This window comes from Klebsiella sp. R390, assembly GCF_051131745.1.
Classification (GTDB): domain Bacteria; phylum Pseudomonadota; class Gammaproteobacteria; order Enterobacterales; family Enterobacteriaceae; genus Klebsiella.
The window spans coordinates 2,280,072-2,294,180 of record NZ_CP180445.1; the positions used below are offsets into that span (position 1 = coordinate 2,280,072).

The window sequence follows — 14,109 nt, forward strand, 5'->3', positions numbered from 1 at the left end:
AGGCGACGCCCGTTGGTGAGTAAACGAGGAATGAACGGCCGACTAACACAGATGCAACTTGATATCTGCAGCGTATAATCCCCTTACATCACTCTGTCTACCGGGATTGAAATGCGACGTCTCCTTTGGGCTGCCATCATCGGGCTGTGTCCGTCATTGCTCCAGGCAGCACCACTTCAAGGGTTTTCTTTCGCCTATAAAGACTGGGAAGTCGCCTGCGATAACACCGGCACCTGCCGGGCTGCGGGTTATGGCGTCAACATCGGTGAAATTAGCGTCCTGCTGACCCGTGACGCCGGCGCCGGGCAGCGCGTAAACGCCCAGGTGACCTTCGCCCAGACCGATAATGATATTCCCTCCGATGCCACGGTAAGCCTGCTGATCGACAATCAGGATCGCGGTACCCTGGAGGCGAAAGACGACAGCCACTTCCGTTTCGATAGTACCCAGACCACCGCGCTGATTGAGGCGCTGGAGCACAGCCGTCAGATCGAAATCTCTCTCAATGGCCAGCGTAAGCCGCTCTCCAGCGCTGGCAGCAGCGCAGTATTCCTGAAGATTGATGAGTTTCAGCAACGCCTGGGGACCGCTGATGAGCTAGTCCGCAAAGGCGATGCCGACGATAGCGGCACGCTTAACGCCCTTCCTGCTCCGGAAATTATCGCCGCCCCAACGCTACACAACGCATCAGCCGAACCGTTGACGGCAAAACAGCGCCAGAAGCTGTTGCCAGCGCTCGTCCCGCAGCTGAACAGCCGCTGTGACGACTGGCAGAACAACGCAATTCCAGCGCAGGAGCGCCAGATAACATCTACGCCGCTGGATAAAAGCCATTCGCTCATTCAGGCACTGTGCTGGCGTGCAGCCTATAACGACGGCTACGCGATGTGGGTGGTGGATAACGCCCTGCGTACCCCGCCAGTCGCCATTACCACCGACGCCTCCAGCTACGCCGACGGGGTGATCACCTTCTTCAATAAAGGCCGCGGCATCGCCGACTGCGTCAGCGGCGAAGAGCGGGTCTGGGACGGTACCGCCTTTGTTCAGAGTCTGAAATACAGCACCGGCATGTGCCGGGAAATCACGCCCGGTGGCACCTGGATGTTGCCAACCTTCGTCAGCCAGGTTCGGCCAAAACAACAGAAAGAGGCCGATAACATTGCGCTGAAGGCGCTGTATAACGCGGTGTTGAAAGAGCAGAAGGCCAACCCTGAGCTGGCATTAAAAAAGGTGGCCGAGCAGTTCCCCCTGACCGGGCATATCACCAACTTCACGCTGACCTACGCGGATGACTCCCTGGTGTCGACCAACAAACCCGCTGTAGATATCAGCGACGATGAATGGCAGGCGTTCCTCCACTCCGATATCGATGCCGACTCAGAAAACGGCAAGGTCAGCTTTACGCTTGTCGATCTGGATAACGACGGCAAGCGCGATTTAATTATCGACAGCTACATCGGCGGCACCGGGCTGTTCAGCTATACCGGGGTACTGAGACGTGGTGACAGCACGTTTGATAGCGTCGATAGAGGCGATAGCGACGACGACGATGATTTTGACGCCGGAGTGCCCGGGGCGCTGTTTTCACTCAACGGGCGCGGCGCCAATCAGTGGAACCAATGGGTCAGAATCAACGGCCAGGTGTACGCGTTGTGGTACAACGGCCAGTTTGGCGAGGACAATCTTTATCTGCTGCGCCCCTTCAGCCCGACCGACAGAACGCCGGCGGTGACGATTCGCTATCGTTACGCGCTGAAAACCCTGAGCTCGCCGGAACAGGGTCAGCCGCTCTCCCCGCCCCTGAATGCCCAGGACCAGGCAGACCTGCTCAAGTCGCTGGATCTGATGCAAAGCAATCTGCTGAAAGATAAAAAAGGCAAAGCTGAGGATGAGCCAATCTGCCCGATCCCCCCCGGCACCTCATCTGATGAAGCAGATAATTACTACAGCGGCGTGGCCTCTTACTATGTCTATGAAACGGTGGCCTATATTCCCGTCTGGATCGCCGGAAAATGCTTTATCGGTACGGTGATTAGCCATCACGGTACCTATCGTCACGGCGTCGATGCCGAGATCATGATCAGCTCCCCCCGCGAAGATGAAGACGTCATCGGCGGCTACACCATTTCCGGCGTGCGCCATGTGATCTCAGCCATCAGCGGCTGGAAGCCCCGTGAAGGCGACAACGGAATGATGTGATAAGCCGCCAAAATGCCCCTTTTGCGACGTAACTGCCGCAAAGTTAAGCAATCAGCAGGAAAATCAAGAAATTTGGTTGACGCACAGAGTGGATTACGGTTTAATGCGCCCCGTTGCCCGGATAGCTCAGTCGGTAGAGCAGGGGATTGAAAATCCCCGTGTCCTTGGTTCGATTCCGAGTCCGGGCACCACTATTTAGAAGAACCCGCCTATGGCGGGTTTTTTGCTTTCTGCGATGCGGACTCTCCATCGAACTCCGTTCGATTATTCGCGGCAGGCCGCTCACCCCTTCGGGGCCAGCGCGACAGGCGCGCTGTTCAAACGCCTTCGGCGTTAGTCCGAGTCCGGGCACCACTAATTTAAAGAAACCAGCCTAAGGGCTGGTTTTTTGCTTTCTGCGATACGGACTCTCCATCGAACTCCGTTCGATTATTCGCGGCAGGCCGCTCACCCCTTCGGGGCCAGCGCGACAGGCGCGCTGTTCAAACGCCTTCGGCGTTAGTCCGAGTCCGGGCACCACTATTTAGAAGAATCCGCCTATGGCGGTTTTTTTGCTTTCTGCGATGCGGACTCTTCATCGAACTCCGTTCGATTATTCGCGGCAGGCCGCTCACCCCTTCGGGGCCAGCGCGACAAGCGCGCTGTTCAAACGCCTGCGGCGTTAGTCCGGGTCCTGGCACCACTCGCCGCAAAATGAAAAAGCCCCAGCAATAAAACACCGGGGCTTTTATGATACTTTCAAATTAATATCTAACATTAATCAACTTAATTATTTAATACTACTGCTAAAGATGTACATGTTTTCACAGGATATATCGGTACTTCAGATGCTGCTATCCTCCTGAAATCCTAGTAGACAAATTTCTATCCTGTTTATTTCATTGAGAATTATCCTTACGACGTTTCTCAATTAAGTACATCGCCCGCGCGATATATACTCTTTGATGCGTTGCCTTACTATCTTCGCTATCTTTTGGTTGCCATAACAGCTACCAATCGAACCGCGAAATAACTTTCAACAACAAGGCCTTACATCATCGCGCCATCGTCCACATTATGCGATTGTAGAGCTTTACTACGTGGCCTTAAAACCTCTTCACACATGGCATAAACTTTCTGCTCAATGCTGAAGAGCCCAAACAACAATTACTTCGTGGCCTTTATCGCATCTGACTTACTTTATCAGGTAAGTTTTACCTGATAAATCATACCGGTTATAACACTCTAACTAAATTAATTCCTTACCGGCCATAAGGTCAATCTACTCGTTATTAACCCACTGTCAATACTGTGTTTTAACACAGTGTTTATTAGGCAATTCGTCCCTGTATCACACGTAATAATTCCGGCTCACTGACCTTTGGTTTGATGCACCCACGGCAAGACTGATACGGGAATTTTTAGTGCAGATATTCGCGCTAAACCGCTGACCCCTTCCCCCTTTCCCTTCCGGGCCAACCCGACGGCCAGACTCCCGGACTTTAGCAAAAGTAACTCAGGGAGGAGAGCACACCATCCCCCCTATAGCCCCTTACAGGGTCGTCCTTATGCCAGAAAATATGACGTGAGCCCTAGTGCGTAAAATGGTTCATCACACAAGCGTAGCGTGGTGAAAACTGGTCACCAATGATCACCGTTTCGCTATCAATGCGTTTGACCATATACAGCTTATCCGCACGCTCATAGGCATCAAAGAAAAGATAATCGATAGCATCTGGCGCATTATCATCCGGCGACTTTTCACGACCTGATGGATTGATGTTATATACTCCCGCCGCGTGCCCCAGTGGCCGGGAATAGCGAAAGAAAAGCTTACGGTTAACAACATACTGGCCGCCTTCAGCTTTAAGCGCTCCCTGTACAGACAAGGAAAAATCACCGGAGTGATAGCTGGTAATCAACAAAATCCCCTCAAGATCCATCTTTGATTTATGTATATCAAGGGATGAGCTGAATTCAGATGAACAGGAAAAGCTAATTTCATTTTTTTTGGCATCACGGCTTACCAGTAAAAATGCTATCACCGCCCCTCCAATAATGATGATCACCAGTGACCAAAACAATGGCGACAGATCCCTCTCAGTCTTCATACCACTCCTCGCGATGATGATACTGACTATGGCAATAGTAATAGCCATTGTTGCGCCCACACTCGGCAGCAAATTTCCAGTTTATCAGGTCATGATTACTGGCCCAGGCATTGAGATACAGGTCCTTTTTCACAGAACAGTCCGGTGCAATCCCGGTATCCTCAAAAATATCCTGAGCACTTTTATCCGTAATATTGTCGGTACTGGCATTCCCGAGAATATGAATCTGGCATTGTTGCCACTCGATGGTCCTCAGGACAGAAACGTCAATCATAGGAATGTTATTGGGTATCCAGGTCCACCAATATGTTGCCAGCACCGCAATGCTGGTAATTAATCCCGTCAGTCCGATCGCCCAGCGGCTTACTTTCCTTCTGTGCTCTTTTACGTTACCGGCACCAACAGCGAGTCCCTCATCGTTTTCAGGAGCTTCCAGCAACTGAAAATTAATACCAAACTCGCCGATTTTGAATCCTATTCTAGGCACCGTCACAATCACCTCAGCCGGATGGCCAATAGCGGTAATCACTTTACGTATAAAAGAGATATGCTGATTCAGATTCGCATCCGTGGCCCTGGCACCATTACGTTGAAAAACATTCAGCAGTACTTCATCGCGTGTGGACACTTCACTACCGTTTTGCAACAAATAAAGTAGTAATTGTGATGCGACATTATTGAGCGTGCCTGTCTTCCCGGACCCAACGTCTTTTAACGAATTCTTTTGCGGCCTGAACACAATCCCGCCGTCAATTATCACAGATTTAATCTTGCATATTGGGATATGAGAAACCAATGATGTCTCCTTGATACAGGAATCTCCCTGAATAAATGATTGAGGCGTAAGCATATCACAATTCATTTATAATTTTTGTGTTTGCCAAAGATCGCTTTATTATCTACTTAATAACATTTAATTAACGCCAGACTCATGACTGAATACTCTGCATGCAAAAAGTGGCTATCTTATTGTCACCCCTACACTTTGATCTCACTATTTTTATTTACAAAGAATTTATAAATACCTGAAGATGAGGATGTGCTGATAAATAAAAATCACAATGACAGATAAAAAAACCATAAAAACACATAAATACAGGACATAACACCAATGAAAGCATATAAAATAAGCTGACATCGCATAAAAACGCATCACAACAACGTTGCCACAACAGGTTCCCCTGAGTTTGATTCAACCCCTAACTTTGCATTGCCTCATTTTCTTAGCGACTTAATATAGGTCACCGAAACGATGCACATGGCAGCTCATGATAATGGCACTTTAATTATTTACCGGCTGACAAACACACCACCTTCGCCAGAAGGTGTAAAGAAACTGACGTGACCATTCGCTAAAAAGGTATTTCTGGCGAAGAAATATCTTTTGGAGAAGCATCGTTGTAATAACCCAAAACAGAAACAAGGTTAGAATGAACATGAATATGAAAAATGTAGCTGTCGCCTGTGCGCTGATGGCCGGTATGACAATGACTGCAACCTCTGCTTTCGCGGCAAAAAATGTTGACCCGACCAATGGTAAAATTCAGTTTAGCGGCACTCTGGTCAACTCTGCATGCGGTCTGGCTCCCGAATCCAGCCCGGTACAGGTTAATTTTGGTGAAATCCCGACATCGCAATTAAAAGACAATCAACGTGCCGGAACTAAGCATGCAAAAATTATGCTGCAGGGTTGCGATACTACCGTCGCTAAAACGGCAACCGTGACTTATACCCCGGCAACCATCGACCCTGACAATGCCGCCCTCGCCGCCTTCACCTCCGGTACTGCTCATGGCGCAGGTATTGGCATGATTGACAGCGGTAACCAGGACGTGAAATGGGGCGAAGCAGCATCCCAGGTCAATATTACTGATGGCGAAACCGATATCGACTTCGTTGCTTATTTGCAGGCAAATAACGCCTCCGATACCGTAACCCCGGGTGACTTTGAGTCCACCGTGAACTTCCAGATCGATTACCAGTAACGATATCGGGCAGGTGCCTCAGTGCACCTGCTCAGAACGTTTTATCAATGCGATAAAGGGAGTGCGGTGATGCCTGGATGGCGAATGCTCTTGCTTTTTATTCTCCTTCCATCGGCATGGACTCTGGCGAATACCGGCAACATCGCCAACACGCCGGGGAAAATGCATTTGCAGGGAACAATAGTCGAAGCCGCTTGTTATCTTGATCATCATGACCAGGATCTCACAGTGGAATTCAATAATATTTCAGCAAGAGATATTAGCGGTTCACCTAAAAATATTTCAGCGCATGATTTTAGCATTCACTTACTGGGATGTTCATTAGGTGATTCACAACATCCTGGAAGTATATTTCATAGTGCCAGCATTACTTTTTATAGCGTCTCAGAACGCCAGAGCAAAGATCATTTAAGTGTCGAAACTGATGCTGGATATTTATCAATCATGATATTTGATAAATATGGCAACCCCATTCAACCTGGAGTTCCCTCGCCAGATTATACGCTCAACCCAGGGAAAAATACGCTCAGATTTACCGCGCATTTAATTTCCGAGGATGGACATATCAGCTCCGGTGAATTCAACGCCAACATGCATTTTGTTGTGAATTATCTCTAAGCAGTTCTGGTAATAAAGGTCCTGAAAGTGAGTACAAAAGATGACTAGTCTGAATACATCCAAAACGCTTCTGGCACTTTTTATTACTCTGGCCTGTTCTTCTCCAGCCACCGCTGACGATGCCGTAGAGTTCAATACTGCCGTACTGGATGCCAGCGACCGACAAAATGTTGATTTACAGCGTTTTTCAGAAGGTAATTATGTCGCTCCGGGTGATTATTTACTGGATGTGCACATCAACGGCCAGGAGATCGCTCAGCAGCAGATCCACTACATTACCGATGTCGACCACCCGCATAAAACACTGGCCTGCCTCACCGCAGAACAACTCGGCCTGTTAGCGCTAAAGGAAGAGGCGCTGACATACATCCAGGCGCGTTCTGAACGCTGCCTCGACATCTCGCACTTACCCGGTATTGTGCTGAACAATAGCGCCGGAGTCCTGGATATCACCATTCCCCAGGCGTGGATGAAATACAGCGACCCAAACTGGACGCCGCCAGAGCGTTGGGACAACGGTATCACCGGGCTCATTTTTGACTACAACCTGTCTGGGCAGGCAACCCGCTATCAGCAGGATAGCGGCAGCTACCAGTCCCTGTCCGGTTATGGTCAGACGGGATTTAACATCGGTGCCTGGCGTTTTCGTAGCCAGTATCAAGCTAATTACACCTCCGATACGCAAGGCACACGCTTCGACTGGGATCAGTTTTACGCCTATCGTCCACTGCCCATGCTGGCGGCAAAGCTCATGCTTGGCGAAATCTATCTGAACTCACAGCTCTTTGACTCCATTCGCTTTACTGGAGCTAACCTTGCCAGCGATGAGCGTATGCTGCCGCCGAATTTGCAGGGCTATGCTCCGCAGGTGCACGGTATTGCCAGAAGTAATGCCAAAGTGACGGTAAGCCAGCAACAACGCGTGATTTATCAAACCACCGTCCCTGCCGGGCCCTTCAATATCGAAGACTTACGTAGCTCAGTCCGCGGTACTCTGGATGTCCGGGTGGAAGAACAGGATGGGACAGTACAGACCTTTCAGGTCAATACCGCGGATATCCCCTACCTGACGCGCCCGGGCTATGTACGTTACAACACCTCGGTCGGGAAACCTTCCCGCTACAATCACGACCTTCAGGGGCCTACTTTTTACAGCGGTGACTTCTCATGGGGGGTCAGCAACGCCTGGTCTCTGTATGGCGGCGCGCTGTTAACCGGTAATCGCTACAACGCCTGGTCTCTGGGGATAGGGCGTGACCTGAGCCTGCTTGGCGCACTCTCGGCGGATGTCACCCAGTCGATAAGCCGGGTAAAAGATCAAAACCAGCAAAAAGGATTGTCCTTCAAGCTCAGCTACGCCAAGACCTTTGACGAGTACAACAGCGCCATTACCTTTGCCGGATATCGTTTTTCCCAGCGAAATTTCCGCTCTTTCTCGCAGTTCCTCGATGAGCAGTATGAGAACAACGACAGCTCCGGGCGTGAAAAAGAGATGTATACCCTTACCGGGAATAAAACTTTTTTTGCCGACGACCCGCGCCTTGCTACCACGCTATATCTGACCTATTCCCACCAGAACTACTGGGATCGGCGCTCGCAAGACCGCTATGGCCTGTCCGTCGGGCATACCTTCTCGCTCGCCGGAGTGGAAGGGGTCAGTGCTAACCTTGCGGCGTATCGTTCTGAATACCAGGGAAAGCGCGATGACAGTCTTTCTCTGTCCCTGTCCATCCCGTGGCGAGACGGGCGCTCGACAGAGTATCAACTACAAAACAGCGGCAACCGGACCAGCCAGATGGTTTCCTATGCGGATAACCGCGATCGTAATAACCCATGGCGCATACGTGCAGGTCTGTCAGATGAGGGGCGAACGGCCTTTGATGGCTACTATCAGCACCGCAGTATGATGGCGGAACTGGAGTCCAACGTCAGCTGGCAACAGGATCGCTACCTTTCCGTCGGGGGAACCGTCCGCGGTGGTTTTACCGCCACGCGGCACGGTGCCGCTCTGCACATCAGCCAGGCCTCGATGAATACCGCACGTGTGATGGTCGATACCGATGGGGTCGCCAACGTCCCGCTCAATGGCGAACAGGCACACTCAAACCGCTATGGGATTGCGGTCGTGCCAGACATCGTCAGCTACAACAGCTTCGATACCCGCATTGACGTCGATGCCATGGATGAAGATATCGCCGCCACCAAAGCGATTGTCACCAGCACGCTAACGGAAGGAGCCATCGGCTACCAACGCTTTGCCGTGGCGCAAGGGGAAAAGATGATGGCCATGCTGCGCCTTGCCGACGGTTCGCCCCCTCCTTTTGGCGCAGAAGTGTTTAATGCCAACGGCGTCAGCGTCGCCATGGTCATGGACAACGGTGAAAGCTGGATCGCTGGCGTTAAACCGGATGAAACACTCTCCGTTGTATGGGGCGGCCGGACGCAGTGTCACCTGCAGGTTCCCCGACAAATCAACCCGCAGGGCAATGTCTTACTGCCTTGCCAATTCTCTCAACCAGCAAAATGAATAGCGTGATGAAAAAACAATCTTATTTATCTGTCCGGCGTTGGCTGATGTCCGTTACATGCGGCCTGCTACTGGCCGCCGCCGTCGATTCCGCCTGGGCGGGCGTTGCCCTTGACCGCACCCGACTCATCATCAACGGGAACGATCGCTCGGTGAGCGCTAATTTATCGAATACCAGCCCCACGACCCCGTTCCTTGCGCAATCCTGGGTAGAGGATGCCAGCGGCGCCAAAGTGACATCGCCGCTGATGGTACTCCCGCCTTTACAGCGCATTAATGGCGGCCAGAAAGGGATTGCCCGCGTCACTAAAACCAGTGGGATTACCGCGTTACCGCAGGACCGCGAAAGCCTGTTCTACCTAAACGTGCGCGAAATTCCCCCCAAGCCAGATAAACCCAATGTGCTGCAGCTAGCGATGCAGTCCCGCATCAAACTGTTCTATCGCCCTGCCGCCATTGTGCCGCAGGAGCCAGGTGCGGTGTGGCAAAACCAGGTGGTGTTTCACAAAAAAGGGCGCCAGTGGTCGGTGGAAAATCCGACCCCCTACTTTGTGACCGTGATTGGGCTCAGTCGCAAACCTGAAGCAGAAGGCAGTGGCAGGTTGACGAACTTCCCGGGAATGATGGTGGCCCCCAAATCCTCGATGGATTTCAACGTCACCGATACCAGCATCAGCCAGTTCACCATGATGTACGTGAATGATTTTGGCGGTCATCCGGAACTCAAATACCGCTGCACAGGCGACACCTGCCGGGCATTGCCGGCCGCTCAGCAGCCCAGGTAACACGCGTAATCGGGGATTCGATAATGAAAAAGCATCTATGCGCGCTGCTGCTGGCCGGCTACGCCTGCGCCATTCAGGCCGATAACGGCCGCCGGGATATGAGCCATGTCTCTGGCGAATATGGCAACGTTCACTTCCACGGGCGTGTTTATGTTTCTCCGTGCGTGCTGGACATGGCATCGCGTGACCAAAGCATCGACCTCGGGGAGATTTCCGCCAGGGCTTTTCATCAGGCAGGCGATCGTAGCCACCCGGTTCTGGTGACCTTAAATCTCAACGATTGTCTGAAAGGGTCGGGCCACAAGCTCCAGGATGTTGCCGGGCAAACCTCTGCCGCCCCGCTGTTCGCGCACAGTGCAACCGGGCAAGGGGTGTCATTAACGTTAATGGCGGAGAGCGCGCCAGCGAATAGCGATCTCGCGCGTATTCATGGTGATGTCCAGGGTGCGGGTATCCGCGTGATGAATGAAGGCCAACAGCTTATCCATCTCAGCCAGCCACAACGCATGTGGATCGTTAAACCTGGCAATAATGCGATTCACTTTCTCGCCGCGCTGGAATCAACCGGGACGGAGGTCAGCGCGGGTGAGTTTCACGGATTAGTCAGACTGCAGCTGGAGTATTTATGACCGTATTTATCAACGCGCTGCTCGGCTCGGCGTTATTGCTCAGCCCTCTGGCCGCGTCAGCATTCACGCAAGGGGAAGGTGAGCCGCAGGGAGGAATGCCGCATCAGTATGATATCGAACTGAAATCATTAGATATGAGCAAAAACCATATCGGTGGCCGGACTAACCCTTTCACCTGGAATCTGAACGGCCAGTATACGGTCAATTTCCACTGCCCCCTGGAGAATATTCGCCGGGGAGCTATCCATTACTCCACGCTTTCGACCATGCCGCTCTCATCAGAGGGGCCTAATCGCTATCGCCTGAATGAATATCTGGACGTTGAAGTGTCGGTGTGGATTGCCGGAAATTACCGCGACTACGTCCGGGCCCCCTTCACCAATGTCTCCAATCGCCTGACCAACAATTCGTGTTCGACGCGCACGGGTGTCGCGAAAGTCAGGAACGTGGAAAGCGGCTCCAAAGGGAAAGTGGTCTTTATCGTCACCAAACCGATTATTAACGGCATCAACATCGCCTCTCAGTCCCTGCTCGACGTAGCGGGACGCATGGGCACGGCCGGCCCCACGCCGACCACGTCCATTTCTCGCGTGGTGATTAAATCCGGGATTATTACCGTACCGGACAAATGCACCTTTAACCGCGGTGACAAAATCACGATTGAATTCGGTAACTTACCCGGCTCTGGCGATAAGCTCAACGGCACCAACTTTAGCAAATCCATCCCCATCCATGTTGAATGCGAGGGCGGGAGTTTTGACCAGGGCGCGCTGAATATCAATCTGGCGGTCCAGACCAGTACCGCCTCCGGAACCGCCAGTTTCAACAACCAGTTTCTCGGCACGCTGAGTAACGGACAAAAGCGCGACGATCTCGGCATCATCCTCAAAGAGGAAAGCGGCCGCACCGTAGTACCCAATCAGTTCTATAACGTCAAAGGGTTCTATCAAAACCAGGGGGACTGGAATCTCACCGCCGCGCCTGTCGCCAATCCCGGGGTCGGCAGTGTGAAAGAGGGGGAATTTGAAGCCTCTGCCACCGTCGTGGCACAGTTTCAGTGAGGTACCTGATGACATACCGGATATTCATGACGTTACTCCTGCTACTGCCCGTCCGTACCGTCATGGCGGACACCAAACTCGTTGGCGGCGATATGCATTTTCACGGCACCGTCATGGCGCTGGCCTGCAGCCTTGCGCCCAACACAGACAAAATTGAAGTTGATTTCGGCCATATCGCCGTGAAAGACCTCTACCTGACCGGGCGCAGCCAGCCACACGCATTCACCCTCTCATTGCGGGATTGTAATCCCGACGTTTTTGCCACCTTGTCCGTCACCTTTAACGGCACGGAGAATGCGAACTTGCCCAACCACCTGGCGTTAAATTCCGCGGGGTCAGGCAGCGCATCCGGCATCGCCATTGGACTGAGTGAGGAGAATGGGACCGGTATTCAACTGGGTCAAAGCACTTCCCGCCAGACCATAACCGAAGGTCCCATGGAGTTAACCTTCCTGAGCTGGGTGGCCGCAGAGCCCGAGGCCCTGAAAAACCAGACCATCGAATATGGTCCTTTCAGCGCCAGTGGAACCTGGACCCTGAATTATCAATAGCATGAGTATTCTTTTTTCTCCGACACGCTCCCCGGCACGCCGCGTTCTGATGGGCCTGAGCCTGGCATTCTGGGGAGCCGCGCTCCCTCTTTACTGGCCCAATAACGGAGGAAGTGGCCTCTCGCTACCGCTGAATATCATCGCCTGGCTCTATGTCGCGCTGGTGATGGGAGGCGTCTCCTGGGTGTTACGCCGCCCCCCATGGCGCATCACCACGCCACTGCGCTTTATGTTCGCGGGCACCCTCCTGCTGACGGCGCTGTGTTTGCTGACGGCGGCTATCTGGCGCGCAGAAGCTACACTCGTCGCCGGCGCGCTCATCGGCGGAACCCTCTTTTACCTGGTGCTGCTGCAGATACCGCTCACCGGAAAGACGCTGACCGCCCTGCTTTTAATGCTGTGGGGAGCCTGTCTGATCCAGTGCCTGGTGTTTATTATTCAGTACCTGCATCTGCCTCTTGCACAACTCTGGGCGTTCCCGGCATGGCGGGAGACTCGGCCGTATGGCATTTTCCAGCAGGTCAACCTGATGGCCAGCTTCACGGCCAGCGGCACGCTGATCTCCGCCATCCTGGCCCTGCGAACCGGCCCCCGATATCGCATCGCCATCGGTCTGGGCATGCTGCTGATGGGATTTGTGGTGCACGGGTGCCAGTCGCAAACCGGATACCTGGCCCTGTTTATCGGCTGGTCCCTGCTGCTGCTGGTGTTTCCTGCACGCCAGCCGTTGCTCCGGTTATTGCTGCTTCTGTTACTGGGGATCGCCGCCGGCGAAGCCGTTCACCGCCTGTTGTCCGTCGCAACAATTGACCATCTGACGTCCTCCTCAACACGCTGGGAGATCCTGCGCTTTTCGTGGGCGCTGATCGCCCGTCATCCCTGGCTGGGTTCCGGGGTCGGCAGCTTTCCTTCCCTGTTCCTGACGCAGTTTGGCCACACCGGGCTGAGCCGGATTTCGCACCCGCACAACGAGTTGATACTGTGGTGGGTGGAAGGTGGCATTGTCGGGCTACTCGGTGTTGCCTGTTTTATCACCGGCGGCCTCTGGCTCTGGCTGACTGGCAATATCTGGCGCCGTGCCTGTTTACTGGCCGGGACTCCGGTCTTAATTCATATGCTGACGGAATACCCCGTCTGGCAATCAACACCGCACTGGCTGCTGCTGATCATCCTGGTACGCTGCGCCGATCGCCCGGTTCAGGGAAAACGACTCAGCGGGACCGCGACGGCGACGATCCGCATTACAACACTAATCCTGACGCTGCTGCTTATCCCGCTCCTGCTAACTACGCTGCACACCCAACAGCACCTGACCGCCCTTGAAAGACGTGGCGAACAGTATCAACTTCAGACACCGGTCCCGCCAGGCGCCTGGCTGCTTGCGACTCGCTATCAGTTCGATATCAACATGGGCTATCTGCAGCGTTACCAGCAGACGAAAGACGTCCGCTGGCTCCTCGCCTTTCGCCGCTGGGCAACCGACTACCTCCGCATTCACCCCGATCCGAATGTCGCTTTCACATGCATTCTGATTGCCCTGCATCAGCAAGATGTCACCACGGCACGCCAGCTGGCGGCCCGGTTTTATCTTGAATACCCGCTTGACCGTCGGATTGCCTGGCTACAGGACGGTCGACGCCCTTTCAATCAACGAAATGATTAAC

General features: G+C 52.9%; 11 protein-coding genes and 1 tRNA gene. 10 read left to right on the forward strand and 2 right to left on the reverse strand.

The window, feature by feature from the left end; genetic code table 11:
• Positions 1 to 111 precede the first annotated feature (111 nt).
• Together ACMYSP_RS10610 and ACMYSP_RS10615 are read left to right on the forward strand one after the other, a co-directional pair.
• Positions 112 to 2,199, forward strand: coding sequence for a DUF1176 domain-containing protein (locus ACMYSP_RS10610; RefSeq protein WP_434586709.1), 2,088 nt, complete (start codon positions 112 to 114; stop codon positions 2,197 to 2,199).
• 115 nt (positions 2,200 to 2,314) lie between these two features.
• Positions 2,315 to 2,390 (forward strand) — tRNA-Phe (locus tag ACMYSP_RS10615).
• Between the two features lie 1,380 nt (positions 2,391 to 3,770).
• Here ACMYSP_RS10615 and ACMYSP_RS10620 read toward each other — a convergent pair.
• Positions 3,771 to 4,289, reverse strand: coding sequence for a hypothetical protein (locus ACMYSP_RS10620; protein WP_434586710.1), 519 nt, complete (start codon positions 4,287 to 4,289; stop codon positions 3,771 to 3,773).
• Positions 4,279 to 5,139 carry a winged helix-turn-helix domain-containing protein gene (locus tag ACMYSP_RS10625; RefSeq protein WP_434586711.1) on the reverse strand — a complete coding sequence of 287 codons (861 nt, stop codon included), beginning with the start codon at positions 5,137 to 5,139 and terminating at the stop codon, positions 4,279 to 4,281. Before ACMYSP_RS10625 ends, ACMYSP_RS10620 begins: the two co-directional genes overlap by 11 nt.
• 586 nt (positions 5,140 to 5,725) lie before the next feature.
• Between ACMYSP_RS10625 and ACMYSP_RS10630 the strand changes: the two genes are divergently transcribed.
• Genes ACMYSP_RS10630 through ACMYSP_RS10665 form a run of 8 tightly spaced genes read left to right on the forward strand, consistent with a single transcriptional unit; the run spans position 5,726 to position 14,108 of the window.
• Positions 5,726 to 6,274, forward strand: coding sequence for a fimbrial protein (locus ACMYSP_RS10630; RefSeq protein ID WP_434586713.1), 549 nt, complete (start codon positions 5,726 to 5,728; stop codon positions 6,272 to 6,274).
• A gap of 21 nt (positions 6,275 to 6,295) precedes the next feature.
• The gene (locus ACMYSP_RS10635; protein WP_434586714.1) at positions 6,296 to 6,892 is read left to right on the forward strand and encodes a fimbrial protein; all 597 of its coding nucleotides are present in this window, start codon (positions 6,296 to 6,298) and stop codon (positions 6,890 to 6,892) included.
• Positions 6,893 to 6,932: 40 nt separating this feature from the next.
• Positions 6,933 to 9,419: a fimbria/pilus outer membrane usher protein gene (locus ACMYSP_RS10640; RefSeq protein WP_434586715.1), complete on the forward strand. Its 2,487-nt coding sequence runs from the start codon at positions 6,933 to 6,935 to the stop codon at positions 9,417 to 9,419.
• A gap of 47 nt (positions 9,420 to 9,466) precedes the next feature.
• The gene (locus tag ACMYSP_RS10645; RefSeq protein WP_434586716.1) at positions 9,467 to 10,204 is read left to right on the forward strand and encodes a fimbrial biogenesis chaperone; all 738 of its coding nucleotides are present in this window, start codon (positions 9,467 to 9,469) and stop codon (positions 10,202 to 10,204) included.
• A gap of 23 nt (positions 10,205 to 10,227) precedes the next feature.
• Positions 10,228 to 10,833 carry a fimbrial protein gene (locus ACMYSP_RS10650; RefSeq protein WP_434586717.1) on the forward strand — a complete coding sequence of 202 codons (606 nt, stop codon included), beginning with the start codon at positions 10,228 to 10,230 and terminating at the stop codon, positions 10,831 to 10,833.
• The gene (locus ACMYSP_RS10655; protein WP_434586718.1) at positions 10,830 to 11,894 is read left to right on the forward strand and encodes a fimbrial protein; all 1,065 of its coding nucleotides are present in this window, start codon (positions 10,830 to 10,832) and stop codon (positions 11,892 to 11,894) included. Before ACMYSP_RS10650 ends, ACMYSP_RS10655 begins: the two co-directional genes overlap by 4 nt.
• Positions 11,895 to 11,920: 26 nt before the next feature.
• A complete protein-coding gene (locus ACMYSP_RS10660; RefSeq protein ID WP_434586719.1) occupies positions 11,921 to 12,445 on the forward strand; it encodes a fimbrial protein in 525 nt (174 codons plus the stop codon).
• Between the two features lies 1 nt (position 12,446).
• On the forward strand, positions 12,447 to 14,108 hold the full coding sequence (locus ACMYSP_RS10665) for an O-antigen ligase family protein (RefSeq protein WP_434586720.1): 1,662 nt from the start codon (positions 12,447 to 12,449) through the stop codon (positions 14,106 to 14,108).
• Position 14,109: the final 1 nt, after the last annotated feature.

What these genes read in the sequence shown, in the direction of transcription:
- ACMYSP_RS10645 (WP_434586716.1), top strand. Translation starts at nt 9,467, where the DNA reads ATGTCCGTTACATGCGGCCTGCTACTGGCCGCCGCCGTCGATTCCGCC.
- ACMYSP_RS10650 (WP_434586717.1), top strand. Translation starts at nt 10,228, where the DNA reads ATGAAAAAGCATCTATGCGCGCTGCTGCTGGCCGGCTACGCCTGCGCC.
- ACMYSP_RS10660 (WP_434586719.1), top strand. Translation starts at nt 11,921, where the DNA reads ATGACGTTACTCCTGCTACTGCCCGTCCGTACCGTCATGGCGGACACC.
- ACMYSP_RS10665 (WP_434586720.1), top strand. Translation starts at nt 12,447, where the DNA reads ATGAGTATTCTTTTTTCTCCGACACGCTCCCCGGCACGCCGCGTTCTG.
- ACMYSP_RS10640 (WP_434586715.1), top strand. Translation starts at nt 6,933, where the DNA reads ATGACTAGTCTGAATACATCCAAAACGCTTCTGGCACTTTTTATTACT.
- ACMYSP_RS10620 (WP_434586710.1), bottom strand. Translation starts at nt 4,289, where the DNA reads ATGAAGACTGAGAGGGATCTGTCGCCATTGTTTTGGTCACTGGTGATC.
- ACMYSP_RS10610 (WP_434586709.1), top strand. Translation starts at nt 112, where the DNA reads ATGCGACGTCTCCTTTGGGCTGCCATCATCGGGCTGTGTCCGTCATTG.
- ACMYSP_RS10655 (WP_434586718.1), top strand. Translation starts at nt 10,830, where the DNA reads ATGACCGTATTTATCAACGCGCTGCTCGGCTCGGCGTTATTGCTCAGC.
- ACMYSP_RS10625 (WP_434586711.1), bottom strand. Translation starts at nt 5,139, where the DNA reads ATGCTTACGCCTCAATCATTTATTCAGGGAGATTCCTGTATCAAGGAG.
- ACMYSP_RS10630 (WP_434586713.1), top strand. Translation starts at nt 5,726, where the DNA reads ATGAATATGAAAAATGTAGCTGTCGCCTGTGCGCTGATGGCCGGTATG.